Here is a 16,092-nt window from a genome sequence, read left to right as displayed (position 1 = left end):
AATATGAGTCAATTTCAGTCCGGCGAGCGGTTGTTTCTAGCCGGTGAACGGTAGTTCTGGGTCAGAATCTTCCACACAGACAGAGAGGCGGCCGCCCGCATAACGCGGACGACCGCCTTTTAAAATGAAATTGAAATAGATGGTATGCCAGCGCTAGCGCACGGCCTTGACCGCCGCCGTCAGATCGAACAGCGTGTCGAGCACGGCGTCGCAACCGTCCACCACGTCCTGCGGCAGCGGGACGATATCGGGCACGGCAAAGACATGGCAGCCCGCCGTGATACCCGAGACGCAGCCGTTGCGCGAATCCTCGACCACGGCGCACTCCTCGGGGGCAAAGCCCGCGCGCTTGCAGGCAAGCAGATACATCTCGGGATCGGGCTTGCCGTGCACGACGTCCTCGCCGCAAGTCACGGTCTCAAACTTGTCAAAGAGACCGAACGCCTTAAGGTTGCGCTCGGCGGTAACGTGGCGCGAAGACGTCGCAAGGCCCACGTGATAGCCCGCAGCCAAAAGATCGTCCAGGCACTCGGCAGCGCCGGCCTTAAGCTCCAGCTCGGTCTTGACCATCTCGTCGCGAATCTCCTTGTGGCGAACATAGAGCGCGTCGGCAGTTTCGTGGCTGCCGTAATGCTCCTCGAGAATGCCCATGACATCGGGCAGCGTGCGACCAATAAACTGATGAATCAGCGCCTCATCAATCGCGAGTCCCAGCTCAACGGCACCCGCTTTCCACGCCTTAATACCCAAGCGCTCGGTGTCCACGAGCGTTCCGTCCATATCAAAAATGACAGCCTTGATCATTTCGGTCCCCCCATCGGCTTGCATTGCCGCTACTCTACCGCACTTTACAAACTTGTATATAACGTATATACATATTGCACTTTCGTTACATAGATAGATGTCTTATGGCGAGCGGCTCGGTAGGATTATAGTTTCGTCCGAGCTTTTAACTGTAAGGAACGTTTCATGCTTTCAGACACCACCGCACCCGCAGAGGAGCTTCAGAACAAACTCGCAGCACTCGAAGAGCTGCTTTTGGCATATGGACGCGTCGCCATCGGCTTTTCCGGCGGCGTCGACAGCAGCTTTTTGGCTGCCGTTTGCTCCCGCATCATGCCCGCTAACACCCTTCTCGTCCATCTCACCACGCCGTTCATCGGCACGCCCGAGCAGGCTTCGTTTGAGCGATCTGTTGACGGACAAGCCGATGAGGGCCCGCATTTTAAGCTTCCGGTGCTTAATCTTTCGGTTGACCAGCTCCAACTTCCGCAGGTTGCCTGCAACGACGCCGACCGCTGCTATCACTGCAAGCGCGCCGGCTTCACCGCCATCGTCAACCACGCCAAGTCACTGGGTTTCCCCACCGTCATCGACGGCAGCAACGCAAGCGACCGTGGCGATTACCGCCCCGGCATGCGCGCCGCCGAGGAGCTCGGCGTGCGCTCACCCCTTATGGAGGTCGGCTTTACCAAGAACGAGGAGCGCGAGCTGCTGCGCGCATGGGGCTACCCCGTTTGGAATCTGCCTGCCGGCGCCTGCCTTGCCACGCGCATTCCCACGGGCGAGGAGCTTACGCGCGAAAAGGTCGACTTGATTCGCGCCTGCGAGGATTACCTGCACGATCTTGACCTTTCGCAGGTCCGCGCGCGCCTGGTCGGCGGCTGCATGCATATCGAGGCCGCCCCGTCCGACGTCGCCAAGATTGCCGCCCTCGGCGGCGCCGCGGTCAACGACGAAGGCAAGACCCCGCTGCCCGCCGCCATCGAATCCGCGCTGCGAGAGCTGGGCTGCGCCCACATCTCCCCCGAGGTCACCCCCTACATCCACGGCGCGATGAATCAATAGGCAACGCCCCAATAAGTTGCGGCGAAATAGTTCCTGAATAACGGCTTTTTGCGCTAACCAGGAACTATTCCACCGCAACTTCCAAATGATCATTCGAAGCCGGTTGCCTTGAACCGTGAATCGAACTGCTCGCCACGAAATGGACCTATTTACTACGTTTCGCTGGCCACCCTCGACCATGCCGAAAAACACGAAATTAAAACCGCAGGTAGACGGCTTACCGATTTTCAGAAAACACGGCCATGGTCGACCGGTGCGGGTCAAACGTAGTAGATAGGCCGTTTTTGTGGCGCGACACCAGATCGGTCTTTTTGGACGGGACTTTTTGACTATTTGCTCCAGCCTAGTTGCCCAACTAGTCAAAAAAGCCCCGTCCTAAATCAGCTAATTCAGGTTGAGCATAAGTGAGCGAGCAGGCTCCGGGTGCGGCAAGGTGACGTGAAACAAGCGGGCGCTGACCTTTTGGTCGCGCCCGTGAAGTTGAACGTCAGATTGCCGTGCCCGGAGTCTGCGCAGCGCCAAGCAGTTACGCCGTTTGTAAAACGGCGTAACCCATACGTTTATTTTGGCAGGTTTATTTGGGCAAACGCAAACAGGGCCGCGACGGCATGAAGCGTCGCGGCCCTTTTCCTTGGAGAAGGATCGATTAATGGAACGGAGAACCCGTTCTAGCCCTCGAGTCCGGCGTTGATAAGCTCGGCAATCTCTGCGGGGTCGGTGCTTTCGCGCACTTTGTCGCGGAAACCAGCGTCCATCAGCATCACGGCAGCCTTGGAAAGCAGACGCAGATGCGTGGTTCCAGCCTCGCCCGCAGGAACATACAGCGCGAGCGCAACATCAACGGGCACACCATCAAAGCTTGGCCACTCAACAGGCTCGGCCAACTTGAGCACGGCCACGCCCGGCGTATGAATCGCGTCGCTTTTGGCATGCGGAACAGCAAACCCGGCGACGAGGCCAGTCTCGGCCTCGTTTTCGCGAGCAATAAAAGCCGCCTCTACAGCAGACGCGTCGTCGGCAAAACCAAGCTCAACAGCTTGCTCGGACAGATAATGCAACGCGTCCTCGCGCGAGGCGGCAGCGTAGCCAATCGTCACTTGGTTAGCAGATACAAATCCCATGGAAAACCCTCCTTACAGCACGGACCTGACCGCGGCTTCGATGCCATCGGCATCCAAACCGTACTTGTGCAGCAAATCGACCGCGGGGCCGGACTCGCCGTACACATCGCGCACTCCGACGCGACGCATCGGCACCGGATGCTGCTCGGCAAGCACCGAGGCAACGGCCTCGCCAAGACCGCCGATAATCGAATGCTCCTCGGCGGTGACCACGCGACCGGTCTTCCTTACGCTGGCGACAACCAGGCGTTCGTCGAGCGGCTTGATTGTGTGCATGTTAATGACCTCGGCATCGATGCCATCTGCCGCGAGCGCCTCGGCGGCAGCGAGCGCCTCGGCGACCATAAGGCCGCAGGCGACGATGGTCACATCGGACCCCTCGCGCACGACTACGCCGCGACCGATCTTGAACTCATAGTCCTCGCGGTCGTTGATGACCGGCGTCGCCAGGCGGCCGAAGCGCATGTAGACCGGCCCCTCAAACTCATAGGCGGCGCGCACGCAGGCGCGGGCCTCGACATCGTCGGCGGGAACAATCACCGTCATGCCCGGAATCGTGCGCATGAGCGCAATGTCTTCGCAGCACTGGTGCGTGGCGCCGTCCTCGCCCACCGAAATGCCCGCGTGGGTAGCGCCGATCTTGACGTTGAGATGCGGGTAGCCGATGGAGTTGCGAACCTGCTCGTAGGCGCGACCAGCGGCAAACATGGCAAAGGTGCTCGCGAAGGCAACGCGGCCCGTAGTCGCGATGCCGGCGGCAAGGCCCATCAGGTTGCTCTCGGCGATACCGGCATCATAGAAGCGCTCAGGATGGGCGGCCTTAAACTTGCCGGTCTGCGTGGCGGCCGCCAGGTCGGCATCGAGAACCACGAAGTCATCGCGCTCGTTGCCCAGCTCGACAAGCGCCTCGCCGTAGCTTACGCGCGTGGCGACTTTTTTGACCTCTGCCATTAGAGCTCCTCCCCTGCTGCCGTGAGCTCGGCCATAGCCTGCTCGAACTGCTCGTCATTGGGCGCCTTGCCATGCCAGCCCACCTGGTTCTCCATAAAGGAGACGCCCTTGCCCTTCACCGTCTCGGCGATGATGGCCACAGGTGCGCCACTCACCTCGCGAGCCTCGGCGAAAGCAGCCGCAACCTGCTCCATGTCGTTGCCGTCGGCCAGCTCGATCACGTGCCACTTAAAGGCGCGGAACTTATCTGCGAGCGGCATTGCCGAGTTAACCTCGTCGATCGTTCCGTCAATCTGCAAGCCGTTGTGGTCGACGACCGCCACAAGGTTGTCGAGCGCATGGTTACCGGCAAACATGGCCGCTTCCCACACCTGCCCTTCCTCGCACTCGCCGTCGCCCAGCAGCGTGTAGACACGGTAACTGTCGCCCCAGTGCTTGGCGGCAAGGGCCATTCCAACCGCAGCGGAAATGCCCTGCCCGAGCGAGCCGGTGGACATGTCGACGCCCGGAGTGTCGTTCATATTGGGGTGACCCTGCAGACGGCTGCCGATATGGCGGAGCGTCTCGAGCTCTTCCTTGCCAAAGAACCCGCGCTCGGCAAGCACGGCGTAGAGGGCGGGGGCGCAGTGGCCCTTAGAAAGCACGAAGCGATCGCGGTCGGCGCGGTGTGGATCCGCCGGGTCGACATCCATCTCCGCAAAGTAGAGGTAGGTCATGATGTCGGCAGCGCCAAGCGATCCGCCCGGATGTCCCGACTTGGCCGCATGGACCGCCGTCACGACACCCTTCCTGACCTCGTTGGCAACCTTCGCCAGCTCCTGATTGGTCATGGGGATTTCCTCTCTTGAGCGCGCCTGCCCAGCATGGACAAATGCCGGGCAGGCGAAACCATCGTTACTGGGCGCTGACGACCTTCTGCCAGTCGGCCTCGAAGCTCGCGAGGCCCTGATCGGTCAGGGGATGGTGCAGGCACTTCTTAAGGGCTGCCATGGGCACGGTCGCGATGTCGGCGCCAAGCAGCGCTGCCTGGGTCACGTGGTTGGGCGTACGAACCGAAGCGGTGATGATCTCGACGGTGTCGTCGACGTTCTTGCCCGTCCAGTCGTAGTTCTTAATGCAGGTCACGACGTTGTCGAGCTGCGAGATACCGTCCTCGGCGATGTCGTCGAAACGACCGACGAACGGGCTGATGTAGCGAGCGCCGGCGTTGGCGGCCATAAGGGCCTGCGTCGGCGAAAAGACGAGCGTCATGTTGACGCGCACGCCGGCATCGGCCAGCGCACGGCAGGCGGCAAGGCCGGCTTCGCACACGGGAAGCTTGACCACGATGTTGGGGGCGAGGGCGGCAAGGCGCTTGCCCTCCTCGATCATGCCCTCGGCCGTGGTAGCGGTAGACTCGGCGGAAACGGGCAGACCCTCGCAGAGCTCGGCGATCTTGAGCATATGAGGCTCAAAGTCGGCAAGCTTGCCGCCGGTCTTGGCGTACAGGGACGGGTTGGTGGTAACACCGGCCAGGCAACCCCAGCTCTTGGCCTCGGCGATCTCGTCCAGGTTGGCGGTATCGATAAAGAACTTCATGGTGAACCCCTTCAAAGGAAGCTAAAACTCAAAAGAATGGGACAAAGGGACTGCCCCTTTGTCCCATGTGCCGGGCCTGCAGCTGGGACATGCCCCAGGCCCGGCGTCGCGTAGGAAAAGCTACTTACTCGGCAAGAGCGGCCTCGATGCGGCTCGTGACGCCCTTGAGGTTAAGACCGACGACGTACTGCTTGATCGGGCGCTTGATGTGCTCGATCACAAAGCGCTTGCCGTCGATGTCCTGAGCGGCGAGGTTGCGGTAAAGCTTCTCGACCTGCTCCTTGACCTCGGGATCGTTGAAGGCGTAGTGGCCGGAGACATCCAGAATCTTCAGGCTGAGCTCGTCGTCAGCCAGGATGTCATCAACCTGCAGGTTAACGTCGTCGCCGGTCATCCACTTGCGCCAGCGCTCGGTCTTGATAGCCTTGACCAGCAGCGTGTGATACAAGTCGGAGGGATCGTCGCACAGGCCGTTGTCGACCAGAATCTGCTCGGTAGCGCAGAGCTTGAGGTAGGCGCGGGTCTCCTCGGTGCCGTACTGAGGGGCGACATTGGAGGCCGTCACGTGAGCCGGGATGTGCTCGAGCAGCGTCGCGTCGTCCAGATAGTCGGCGTTGTGCTCCTTCAGGCCCACGCCGTAGCGCTTAGCCATGTCGGCGAGCTCGCGGGCATTCTTGAAGTTGTAATGGCCGACCTGCTCGGTCCAACGGGTGAGCGTACCGGTCTGGCCGACGATAAAGGTGGGCATGGGGCAGCCGCGCTTCTCGAGCTCGGGCTGCAGCTGAGAAATGAACTCCTCGTACTTATCGGTAGAGGTCAAGCCGCCATTGGTCTCCTCGGTACCGACCTCATAGGCAACCTCGGGCAGGTTATGCTCGCGACGGTACTGCTCAAGGTAGTCGATAAGATCAATCGTGCGGCGAAGCACCACGTCGAGCGGAATAACCTTGCCGATCTGATAGGGGTCCTTGGTGGGGTCGACCATCAGCAGGTCAAAGCCCGCCTCCATGTCGGCGACAAAGGACTTGCGGGCGAGCTCCATGGCCTCGTCCTCGGGCAGGTGGGCGTTACGCTCCTCGTCGCGCTGCCACGGACCGCCGTGATCGCGGCACAGGTAGTACGGACCGGTGTAGCCAACCTCGTCGGCAACCTTCTTGATGTCGGCGGCAAAGCGCGTCTGGTCCCAACCGTTGACGTAGCCGGCGCCCATCTCGTCCATATCGACCTGGTTGCGGCTGGCGATGAACATGGGCGGGAAGTCCTCGTCGCGGGCAAGCTCGAACACGGCCTGGATCAGATTGGGGCTCATGGGGCCAATGCCGACCATAGTTGCGTGGTCGCCGCTGTCCTGCAGCTTGAGCATGCCCTGAACGGCCTGGCGGATGGTGAGGTTGGACATTTTGTTCTCCTTCTCCTAAGGATTTTTGACAAAAGTTCCCTGGGGTCCAGGTTCGGACCCTTTCAGTACGTATGGATTTCGTTGTTTAGGGCCGGTTGCGCGGAGTCAAATCCATCCCTCCGCACAACCGGAGTCCTTAAAGGTTTACTTGGCCTGCTTATCGAGCGTGGGCTTCATGGCAATCAGGATTGCAGCGGCGACCACGGAGCCGATCACGATGTCCAGGCAGAACAGCGCGACATTGTTCGTGGCCAGGGCGACGATAAAGCCACCGTGCGGAACGTAGCAGTCGATACCCTGGAAGGCGGCAAGCGCCGCGCCCACGGCAGAGCCGATGCAGATGCCGGGCAGGGTGTGGCCAAGGTCCTTGACCGCGAAGGGAATAGCGCCCTCGGTAATACCGATGCAGCCCATGAACAGCGCGGAGATACCCATCTGGCGATCGGCGTCATCGAACTTGTTCTTGGCGATGAGCGCAGCAAGGCCGCAGGCGATCGGGGGAATGGCGACGGCGACGCGGAACATGCCGTTGGGGCCATAGATGCCAGAGGCCATGATGGCCATGGTAAAGGTCGAGGCGGTCTTGTTGATGGGGCCACCCATATCGAAAGCGGTCATAACGCCAATGACCAGGCCCAGGACAACCGCGGAGCCGCCCTGCAGGCTACCGAGCACGTTGGTGAGCCAATCCATCACAAAGCCAAGCGGCGTGGCCAGGATGTAGATGTAGGCCATGCCCAGGACGAGCGAGGTCAGAATCGGGATGATCAGGATGGGCATGATGGTCTGGATGGTGTTGTTGACCTTCCAGGTTTTCATCCAGCGGACAAAGTAGCCGCAGATGACCGCCATGATCATGGCGCCCAAGAAACCGGTCGAGACGCTGTTGCCACTCGGGGTAACGACGGCGTTGTTGACCAGGTAGCCCAGGACAAAACCGGGGGCGAGCGCGGGCTTGCCAGCCATCGAGTAGGCGATGTATGCCGCAAGCACCGGGATCATCATGGAGATGCCAGCCATGCCGATGGTGTTAAGACTCACCATCAGCGGGTTCGTAACCTCCATGCCGTTGGCGCCGGCGGTACCGGATGCCAACGAGAAGGCGAGGAACACGCCACCGATAACGACAATGGGGATAAAATAGGAAACGCCGGTATTGAATGCATTGAGCAGCGTCTTGCCAGGATCGGCAAAGATAGACTGCTTGGACGCCGGTGTCGGGGCCTGCGGGGCAGCGGAGACGGCCTTCTTCTCTGCCTTGGCCTCGGCCTTGGGCGCGTCAACGGCGCCACCCGTCGCCTTGATAATCTCAACAGCCTGGTCGATGATCTTGACCGGATCGGCGATCACATCGGAAGTACCGACCTTGAGGAACTTGCCCTCGGCCATCTTCTGCTCAAAACGGTCCTCGTTCTCGACACCCACGTCGACGGACTCCAGGACTAGGTCGGCGGAGTCCACGTCTTCCTGCGTGAGCTCATTCTCGATACCCAGGCCACCCTGAGCCTCGACCTTGCACTCGATGCCACGGGCGGCGCATTCATCCTGAATCGCCTTCTGGGCCATATACGTGTGGGCGATACCCACAGTACAGGCGGCAACGCCTACGATCTTCATTGCTTCCCTCTTTTCATAGAGTTGCGTGCGCAAGACACCGTTTGCGGAGGCCTCCGGAGCATCCCCTGCCGTTTGGACTTGCTGTCTTTTCGACAAGACCAATATAGGTGCTCGTTTTTCTTAATGCCAGCTTATTTCGGTAAACGCGCAGGTCAGAGCGTTGGTTATGCAATTTGGTTATGCGTTTAACCAAAAATAAATCCTGCGATTTTACCCTCGATTTCAAAAGTCAAGAAGTATTTGATTTTCTCGGTAGACGGCAGATGCGCATGCCGGTCACAAATTTCGACCCCACCCGTATACCTCATTTGTTGCATACTCATATGAAAGGAAAGGGTCGCTCACCGAAGCGTATCCCTCACCAAGACTCAAAGTCATCATGTTGGAAAATGCTCATCTGTCGGAAGGAGTCGCTGTGGCAAAACAGCGCGTTACGATCGCAGACGTCGCTCGAGAGGCGGGAACCTCGACGGCAAGCGTCTCGTATTACCTCAACGACAAACGAGAAAAACTTAGCGAAAAGACGCAGGCAAAGATTGCGCGCGTCATTAAGGAACTCGGATACGTTCCCAATGCCCAGGCGCAAACGCTCACCGGCAAACAAACCCACGTCATCGCCATCATCATTTTGGATAACACCAACAAATGGGCGGGGCTCGTTCTCAATGGCATGGAGCAGGTCATGCTCCCCGCGGGCTACCAGACGGTCGTTTGCACGAGCAACTTTAACCCCGAGACCGAGCTCATGTACGTCGACAAGATGCTCTCGCTGGGCGTCGATGGCTTTATCATCCAACCCACGGCAAATTTCAAAGCTGTGCACGACCGCATTAGACGCGCCGGCAAGCCGGTCGTCTTTTTCGATGCGGCCATCTATAGCCCAGGTACCAGCTGGATCAAAACCAACCTTTACGACGGCGTGTACAACGCCACACAGGCACTCCTCGACGCCGGCTACGAAGATTTCTTTTCCATTGCCGCCAACATGACCGAGATGCGCACCCGCATGGAGCGTTTTCAGGGGTATGCCGAGGCACTGGCAGCGAATGGGCAGCTCTACAAAGCGATTCCCATCGATCACAACAAGCCGTCAATCAACGAGCTCACCGAATACTTTAAATTTAAGTTCAATCCCGCCAAGCGTACGCTCGTCTTTGTCCAAAACCAATGGGCGCTCCCCCGCGTCTACAAGGCGCTTCAGCCCATGGCCCATCTACTTCCGCAGCAAATCGGTCTTTTGGGACTCAACTGCGAAGACTGGACTAATCTCACCACACCGACCGTCTCCACCATCATCGAGCCCGTCGACCAAGAAGGTCGCGAAGCAGCCGAGATGTTGCTCGCCCTACTTGACGGAAGCAGCGAACCCGGCGAGCAGCGCATTCTCGAGTGCAAGCTCAACTGGCTCGACTCCACCTCAATCTAGCCCACAGAACAAGCCCACCAGCACCCCCAACATCCCTAAGTTGCGGTGAAATAGTTCCTGTTTAACGGCTTTTTACGGCCAAACAGGAACTATTCCACCGCAACTTTATTTGGGGCAAAGTTATCAGAAGTGTTTGTCCCAAATCTTAAGTATTTGTTCGATCGAATGACCCGCGACGGCACCTGCTAGACTGGTAGATTCCCAACCGTCCATCCAGGAGCCTCAATGTCGCGCAAGTCCACCTACAAGCAAGTACTTTCCATCGGCACCGCCGTGGTGCTGGGGTTTGCGCTGTTTACGGGATCGCTCGACGGAGCTCCCAAGCTGCTGTCGCCGCAAAGCGATGAACAGGCGGCGGCTCTGGCCGAAAAACAAAACGAGAGCCCCAGCCGCACCGACGACGAGGCGGACCTGGTCGCCCGGCTCGAATCGGGAACAGCGAGTTCCTCGGACTCTCAAAATAGCCACGACTCTGGCGATGGCCCTGAATCCGCCGCGACCAACACCAACGATAACGTTGCCGAGGACAGCTCCACCGCCCCCATCGACGAGGTGGAAAACCCCAACCTCAACCGCGCCCGCGGTGTTTATCTCAGCAGCATTCCCGACTACGCCGGCAACCCCTACGTTGCCCTTCGCGCCGATAGCACCCACCCGCTCGGCACACCATCATTCACGCTCGATGAATACGAGCGCGCTACAGAAGAGGGCTGCTTTAAGAAGTTCTCCAAGCTCGACAGCCTGGGCCGCACCCGCAAAGCACTCGCCTGCGTGGGCCCCGAATCACTCGGTCAAGGCGAGCGCGGCGATATCTCGCGTATCCATCCTGCCGGTTGGCACCAGCAGCGCTACGACTTTATTCCGGGCCAGAGCCTCTACAACCGCTGCCACCTTATCGCCTGGTCGCTCTGCGGCGAAAACGCCAACCGCAAAAATCTCCTCACCGGCACGCGCTATCTCAACGAAACGGGCATGCTGCCGTTTGAGGAGCAGATTCTCGGCTACATCCGCGACACGGGCAACCATGTGCTCTACCGCGTCACGCCCATGTATAACGAAGAGGAACTTGTCTGCCGCGGTGTGCGCCTTGAGGCGCAATCGGTCGAAGACCACGGCAAGACCCTGTGCTTCCACGTGTACTGCTATAACCTACAGCCGCACGTTCAGATCGACTACGTCACCGGCCGCAACCAGGCCTCGGGGAACTAGCCCCAAGCCACGACAAGAACCGATTTGCAACCCACCGGGGACCAAAAAGGGCCGCCCCTGTTACCCAAGGCGGCCCTTTCGTCAGCACCTACATTGCAGGCAAAATCGCACGCTACTTGGCGCGACCCTCCTCATAGCGCTCGACCAGCTTGGCCTGAACGTCATAGGGAACCTGCTCATAGCCAGCGGGCTTCATGGTAAAGTCACCCGTGCCGCGCGTGATAGAGCGCAGGCGCGTCGAGTAATCCGTCAACTCGGCCAGCGGCGCCTGGGCGATGACCACGGTGTCGCCGCGCTCATCGGTCTCCATGCCCGTCACGCGACCGCGCGATGCCGAGATGTCGCCCATCACGGCGCCGGCGTAGCTCTCGGGGATAGTCACCGTGATTTCCTCGATGGGCTCCAGCACCACCGGGTCGGCATCGGCGCATGCCTTGCGCAGGCCGATGCGAGCCGCCGCGCGGAACGCCATCTCGTTGGAGTCGACGCTGTGATACGAGCCGTCGTACACAGCCACGCGAATGCCCGTGAGCGGATAGCCGGCAATAATACCGTCCTTCATGGTCTCCTGGACGCCCTTGTCCACGGCGGGGATGAGCGAGCGCGGGATGCGGCCACCCACGACCTCGTCCACAAACTCGTAGCCGTCGCTCGTGCCGTCGGGCCCAATGAGCGGCTCAACGCGCAGCCAGCAGTCGCCATACTGACCGGCACCGCCAGTCTGCTTCTTGTGGCGGCCCTGGGCACTCGCCGTGCGGCGGATGGTCTCGCGATACGGAATGCGGATCGGCACGCTTTTGGCCACGACCTTGGTGCGGTCCTCCAGACGGTTGAGCAGCACCGAAACCTGCGCCTCACCAACGGCGGAGATAATGGTCTGGCCGGTCTCCTCGTCGCGGTCGATGCTCATGGTCGGATCGGCCCTGCAGGCCTTCTCGATAAACGTGTAGAGCTTCTCTTCGTCGCCGCGATTCTCGGCCTCGATGGCAATGCGGTACTGCGAGTTGGGGAACTTAAACGCCGCAGCCTCGACCTTACCGGTAATGGAGAGCGTATCGCCCGTCTCGGCAGCCAGTTTGGGCGCCACGATAATGTCGCCGGCATAGGCGTGACCGACCTCGGTCATGTCGCGGCCGCACATCACATACAGGTGAGCCAGACGATCGCTCTTGCGGGTACGCGCGTTGATCAGCTCAAGGCCCGGCTCAAGCGTGCCCGTCAGCACCTTGATAAAGCTGATGCGACCCTGCTGCGGATCGGCCAGCGTCTTAAACACAAACGCCACCGGGCGGTCATCGTCGCTCGAAATCTTGAGCGAATCGCCGTCGATAAGCGGCATCTCGCCATAGTCGGTCGGCGCTGGGAAGTACGTCGCGATGTCGTCCATCAGCGAGTTGACGCCCTGCTCCTTAATGCAATCGCCCGCAAAGACCGGCACAAAGATGCGCTCGGCGATCGCCTTCGACAGCAGGCCTTCAAGCTCCTCCTGAGTTAGCGTCTCCTCGCCTTCCAAGTACTTCATCATCAGCTCGTCGTCAGCCTCGGCCACCAGCTCGCACAGATGGTCATGGGCTTCCTCCGCCTGGGCACGATACTCCTCGGGAATCTCCGACTCAACGGCTTCGGCGCCGTTGCAATGGCGCGCCTTCATGCGCACCAGGTCGATGATTCCGTCAAAGTCCTCGCCCTCGCCCCAGGGAAGGGTCACGGCGCCCAGGCGCGTGCCAAAGCGCTCCTGCAGCAGGTCCATGGTGGTCGTAAAGCTGGCCTCGGAGCGCGACAAGCGGTTCACGAACACCGCACGCGCCAGACGCAGATCCTCCGCCGCATACCAAAGCTTGACGGTCGTAGGCTGCGGGCCGGCCTCGGCGTCAACCACAAACAGAGCCGTCTCGCAGACGCTCATCGCGGCAAAGGCGTCGCCGATAAAATCGGGGTAGCACGGGGCATCGAGCACGTTGATGCGGGCACCCTTCCAGTCGATTGGCGCGATGGTCGTCGAGATGGAGAATGAACGCTTGACCTCTTCGGGGTCATAGTCGAGCGTGGGCTTGGTGCCGTCGTGGCCGCCCAGGCGGGCGGTCTTGCCGGAAAGGTGGAGCATGGCCTCGGCGAGTGAAGTCTTGCCCACCCCGCCTTGGCCTACGAGCACCACGTTCCTTACGTTACCGGTCTTGGGAGCACCCATGATGACCTCCTTGCAGGGCCGCGCTCAATGCGCGACGCCAACGGGGAGAGTTCGCGGTCGGTGCCATCCCGGGAGCAGCATGGTCGGCAGCCGAGCCGACTCACCCTCCAAATGTCCTATGCCACCACCCTACCCTCACGGGCGGCTGTCCATGCATACCTTTCGGCGCACGTATGAATACAGGCGGCGAGAGGAAGAGACAAGCTTGTGAGGCGATTATTGAACCCCGTCGATGCAAACAAAAAGCCGCCACAGACCGTAAGACCTGCGGCGGCTTCGCCTCAATTAATAGTTGAGTAAATACCTGAGCCTACCCCTCGATACGGCTCAAGAACTCACGGGTGCGCTGCTCACGCGGATGGTCGATAACCTGCTCGGCAGGACCCTCCTCGACAATGCGGCCGCCATCCATAAAGACCACGCGGTCGGCAACATCGCGCGCAAACTGCATTGCGTGGGTCACGATCACCATCGTCATGTTCTGCGCCGCAAGGTCTTTAATGACACGCAGCACCTCGGCCGTCAGCTCGGGGTCGAGCGCCGAGGTCGGCTCGTCAAAGAACAGGATCTCCGGGTCGAGCGCTAGGGCGCGGGCAATACTCACGCGCTGCTGCTGACCGCCCGAGAGCTCACACGGCACCTTGTTCTCGTTGCCCGTCAGCCCCATTTGCGCAATCAGCTCGTGAGCGCGGACTTCCGCCTGCTCGCGCGGACGCTTAAGCACGCGAATCGGCGCATCGGTGATGTTTTTCATCACGGTATAGTGCGGGAACAGGTTGTAATTTTGGAACACCAGGCCGAATCGCGAGCGCGCCTGCTTGGGCACATCGCCCTTCGCATAGACCGCGCCCGAACCCGCATCCGTCGCAACGGCAAGGTCGCCAAACGAGAGCGAGCCTCCGTCGAGTGTCTCGAGCAGCGTGGCACACCGCAGCAGCGTGGACTTGCCGCCACCCGAAGGCCCGATAATCGCCACGACCTCGCCACGCTTCACCTCAAGCGAGATATCCTTGAGCACCTCATTGCCGCCAAACGCCTTACGCGCGTTCGATATATTCATTACCGAATTAATCATGGTAGTAATCCAATTTTTTCTCGGCGGCGCCCAGCAGCATCTCGACGACGAAGTTAAAGACCCAGTAGATTAGCGCCGCGATCGCAAACGGCACCATGCTCACCTGCGAGGCGACCAGCGCCTTGGCCGTCGAGAACATCTCACCCACGCCAATGGCAAACGCCAGCGACGTGTCCTTGACCAGCGTGATGATCTCGTTGCCCATCGCCGGCAAAATGCGCTTGGCGACCTGCGGCATCACGATATACAGAAACGTCTGCATGCGCGAGTAGCCCAGCACCTCGGCGGCCTCATATTGACCGCGCGGAATCGACTGCAAGCCCGAGCGATAGATCTCGGCAAAGTAGCCGGCGTAGTTGATGATGAACGCCACGACGCACGCCGTCCACTTGGAATCGGGAGTGAGCGAAATGCCAAACACGTAGTACGGGGCAAAGTAGATGGCAAACATCTGCAGCATGAGCGGCGTGCCGCGCATGACCGAGATGTAGATGCGCGCAATCCAACGAAGCGGCGCGATTTTGCTCATGCGCATAAACGCCACGGGAATTCCCAGCGGAATCGACCCCAGCAACGTCAGCACAAATAGCTGCAGGCTGACCAAGAACCCCTGGCCAAGCATCTGCATCATGACCTGAATTGACATTACTTAAGCACCCAATTATCAAAAGAGAGTCCATAGCTCTCATACTTGTCGCACAGGTCCTTGACCGTGCCGTCCTCGTAGAGTGCCTTGAGCGACTCGGTCACGGCGTCGGCAGACTTGGTGTCGCCCTTCTTAAAGCCGACGGCATAGTGCTCGCTGGACAGCGGCTCATCAAGCTGCGTATAGGCATCGGGCTTGGCGGCAAGCTGATACTGAGCAATCGAAAGGTCGCAAGCCACGGCATCGACCGCGCCGCTCTCGAGCTGCATAAAGGCCGTGTTGTACTCGCCGATGGTATCGAGCGTGGCAAACGTCGCGGCCAAATCCTTCTGATCGCCCTCGAGCACATCCTGCGCAGCGGAATCAGTCTGGGTAATCACGGTCTTGCCGGCAAGGTCGTCCCAGCTCTTAATGCCCGCGTCCTTCTTGACCACGAGCACCTGCTCGTTGAGCATATACGGCTCGGAGAACGTGTAGTCGTCCTCGCGGCCCTCCATGGTAAAGCCGTTCCAGATGCAGTTGATGGCACCCGAGTTGAGCAGTGTGTCCTTGGCGTCCCAGTCGATAGCCTCGTACTCAACGTCCCAGCCCTGCTTGTCGGCAACAGCCTTAGCAAGGTCGAGGTCAAAGCCGGTGTACTCACCGTCGTCGCCCACAAAACCATACGGAGGATAGGACTTGTCAAAGCCCACCACGAGCTTCTTGGACTCCGCAGCGCCCTTCACGTCCTTGGCTGCGGCAGAGCCAGCTGCGGAGCCCTTGTCGGCACTGCCGCCACAGCCTACCAGGCCAAGGCCGAGCACCGTGGCAAGCGAGCCGGCTAGACCAACAAACTGACGACGAGACATATCGGTATTCATGGTATCCCCCTTGATGGCACTTTAGTTAGATAAAGTGAGTCATGTAACGTTCAGAATAATACACTCTACCTTGATAAAGTACAAGGGAGGGGTTGCCCGCTGGGCTCCGGGGCGGGGGTTAAGTTTCCTGCTCTACAGTCCTGCTCACGACGGAGGCCACATTAAGTGGCCTCC

At 59.9% G+C, this 16,092-nt stretch carries 14 protein-coding genes; 3 read left to right on the top strand and 11 right to left on the bottom strand.

The annotated features are described in order from the left end of the window. Positions 1-153: 153 nt before the first annotated feature. A complete protein-coding gene (locus tag I2G43_RS05865) occupies positions 154-804 on the bottom strand; it encodes an HAD family hydrolase (RefSeq protein WP_195535445.1) in 651 nt (216 codons plus the stop codon). Positions 805-969: 165 nt separating this feature from the next. On the opposite strand from I2G43_RS05865, the gene I2G43_RS05860 reads away from it, so the two are divergent. Next, positions 970-1,848: an ATP-dependent sacrificial sulfur transferase LarE gene (locus I2G43_RS05860; protein ID WP_195535444.1), complete on the top strand. Its 879-nt coding sequence runs from the start codon at positions 970-972 to the stop codon at positions 1,846-1,848. A 668-nt stretch (positions 1,849-2,516) separates the two neighbouring features. On the opposite strand, the gene I2G43_RS05855 is transcribed toward I2G43_RS05860, so the two are convergent. The 6 genes from I2G43_RS05855 to I2G43_RS05830 form a co-directional block, all read right to left on the bottom strand. Then, complete coding sequence (locus I2G43_RS05855; protein ID WP_195535443.1) at positions 2,517-2,969, bottom strand: PTS sugar transporter subunit IIA; 453 nt, start codon at positions 2,967-2,969, stop codon at positions 2,517-2,519. Positions 2,970-2,981: 12 nt separating this feature from the next. Then, complete coding sequence (locus I2G43_RS05850; RefSeq protein WP_195535442.1) at positions 2,982-3,920, bottom strand: transketolase family protein; 939 nt, start codon at positions 3,918-3,920, stop codon at positions 2,982-2,984. Beyond that, positions 3,920-4,750 carry a transketolase gene (locus I2G43_RS05845; RefSeq protein WP_195535441.1) on the bottom strand — a complete coding sequence of 277 codons (831 nt, stop codon included), beginning with the start codon at positions 4,748-4,750 and terminating at the stop codon, positions 3,920-3,922. Before I2G43_RS05845 ends, I2G43_RS05850 begins: the two co-directional genes overlap by 1 nt. A 64-nt stretch (positions 4,751-4,814) precedes the next feature. Then, positions 4,815-5,498 carry a fructose-6-phosphate aldolase gene (gene fsa, locus I2G43_RS05840; protein WP_195535440.1) on the bottom strand — a complete coding sequence of 228 codons (684 nt, stop codon included), beginning with the start codon at positions 5,496-5,498 and terminating at the stop codon, positions 4,815-4,817. Between the two features lie 124 nt (positions 5,499-5,622). Next, positions 5,623-6,897, bottom strand: coding sequence for a class II D-tagatose-bisphosphate aldolase non-catalytic subunit (locus tag I2G43_RS05835; protein ID WP_195535439.1), 1,275 nt, complete (start codon positions 6,895-6,897; stop codon positions 5,623-5,625). 144 nt (positions 6,898-7,041) lie between these two features. After that, entirely contained in the window at positions 7,042-8,514 is a 1,473-nt protein-coding gene (locus tag I2G43_RS05830; RefSeq protein WP_195535438.1) for a PTS fructose transporter subunit IIC, read from the bottom strand. Positions 8,515-8,929: 415 nt separating this feature from the next. Here I2G43_RS05830 and I2G43_RS05825 point away from each other — a divergent pair, with 415 nt between their 5' ends. Both I2G43_RS05825 and I2G43_RS05820 read left to right on the top strand, forming a co-directional pair. Further along, the gene (locus I2G43_RS05825) at positions 8,930-9,940 is read left to right on the top strand and encodes a LacI family DNA-binding transcriptional regulator (protein ID WP_324249507.1); all 1,011 of its coding nucleotides are present in this window, start codon (positions 8,930-8,932) and stop codon (positions 9,938-9,940) included. A 225-nt stretch (positions 9,941-10,165) separates the two neighbouring features. Beyond that, positions 10,166-11,149, top strand: a complete 984-nt coding sequence (locus I2G43_RS05820; RefSeq protein WP_195535436.1) for a DNA/RNA non-specific endonuclease — start codon at positions 10,166-10,168, stop codon at positions 11,147-11,149. A gap of 112 nt (positions 11,150-11,261) precedes the next feature. On the opposite strand, the gene I2G43_RS05815 is transcribed toward I2G43_RS05820, so the two are convergent. The 4 genes from I2G43_RS05815 to I2G43_RS05800 form a co-directional block, all read right to left on the bottom strand. Further along, positions 11,262-13,337: an elongation factor G gene (locus I2G43_RS05815; protein ID WP_195535435.1), complete on the bottom strand. Its 2,076-nt coding sequence runs from the start codon at positions 13,335-13,337 to the stop codon at positions 11,262-11,264. Between the two features lie 310 nt (positions 13,338-13,647). Then, the gene (locus tag I2G43_RS05810) at positions 13,648-14,412 is read right to left on the bottom strand and encodes an amino acid ABC transporter ATP-binding protein (RefSeq protein ID WP_324249506.1); all 765 of its coding nucleotides are present in this window, start codon (positions 14,410-14,412) and stop codon (positions 13,648-13,650) included. Further along, positions 14,405-15,058, bottom strand: a complete 654-nt coding sequence (locus tag I2G43_RS05805; RefSeq protein WP_117806870.1) for an amino acid ABC transporter permease — start codon at positions 15,056-15,058, stop codon at positions 14,405-14,407. Before I2G43_RS05805 ends, I2G43_RS05810 begins: the two co-directional genes overlap by 8 nt. Then, positions 15,058-15,918 carry a transporter substrate-binding domain-containing protein gene (locus tag I2G43_RS05800; RefSeq protein WP_195535434.1) on the bottom strand — a complete coding sequence of 287 codons (861 nt, stop codon included), beginning with the start codon at positions 15,916-15,918 and terminating at the stop codon, positions 15,058-15,060. Before I2G43_RS05800 ends, I2G43_RS05805 begins: the two co-directional genes overlap by 1 nt. Positions 15,919-16,092: the final 174 nt, after the last annotated feature.

Origin of the sequence: Collinsella aerofaciens, from assembly GCF_015557435.1 — a bacterium.
GTDB classification, from domain to species: domain Bacteria; phylum Actinomycetota; class Coriobacteriia; order Coriobacteriales; family Coriobacteriaceae; genus Collinsella; species Collinsella aerofaciens_Z.
Note: the sequence above shows the minus strand (reverse complement) of the source record. Positions and strands in the feature narration are given on the sequence as shown.

Excerpts from the sequence above, each read along its gene's own strand:
- I2G43_RS05860 (WP_195535444.1), top strand. The coding sequence starts at position 970 with ATGCTTTCAGACACCACCGCACCCGCAGAGGAGCTTCAGAACAAACTC.
- I2G43_RS05850 (WP_195535442.1), bottom strand. The coding sequence starts at position 3,920 with ATGGCAGAGGTCAAAAAAGTCGCCACGCGCGTAAGCTACGGCGAGGCG.
- I2G43_RS05810 (WP_324249506.1), bottom strand. The coding sequence starts at position 14,412 with ATGATTAATTCGGTAATGAATATATCGAACGCGCGTAAGGCGTTTGGC.
- I2G43_RS05845 (WP_195535441.1), bottom strand. The coding sequence starts at position 4,750 with ATGACCAATCAGGAGCTGGCGAAGGTTGCCAACGAGGTCAGGAAGGGT.
- I2G43_RS05830 (WP_195535438.1), bottom strand. The coding sequence starts at position 8,514 with ATGAAGATCGTAGGCGTTGCCGCCTGTACTGTGGGTATCGCCCACACG.
- I2G43_RS05855 (WP_195535443.1), bottom strand. The coding sequence starts at position 2,969 with ATGGGATTTGTATCTGCTAACCAAGTGACGATTGGCTACGCTGCCGCC.
- I2G43_RS05800 (WP_195535434.1), bottom strand. The coding sequence starts at position 15,918 with ATGAATACCGATATGTCTCGTCGTCAGTTTGTTGGTCTAGCCGGCTCG.
- I2G43_RS05815 (WP_195535435.1), bottom strand. The coding sequence starts at position 13,337 with ATGGGTGCTCCCAAGACCGGTAACGTAAGGAACGTGGTGCTCGTAGGC.
- I2G43_RS05820 (WP_195535436.1), top strand. The coding sequence starts at position 10,166 with ATGTCGCGCAAGTCCACCTACAAGCAAGTACTTTCCATCGGCACCGCC.
- fsa (WP_195535440.1), bottom strand. The coding sequence starts at position 5,498 with ATGAAGTTCTTTATCGATACCGCCAACCTGGACGAGATCGCCGAGGCC.
- I2G43_RS05805 (WP_117806870.1), bottom strand. The coding sequence starts at position 15,058 with ATGTCAATTCAGGTCATGATGCAGATGCTTGGCCAGGGGTTCTTGGTC.
- I2G43_RS05835 (WP_195535439.1), bottom strand. The coding sequence starts at position 6,897 with ATGTCCAACCTCACCATCCGCCAGGCCGTTCAGGGCATGCTCAAGCTG.
- I2G43_RS05865 (WP_195535445.1), bottom strand. The coding sequence starts at position 804 with ATGATCAAGGCTGTCATTTTTGATATGGACGGAACGCTCGTGGACACC.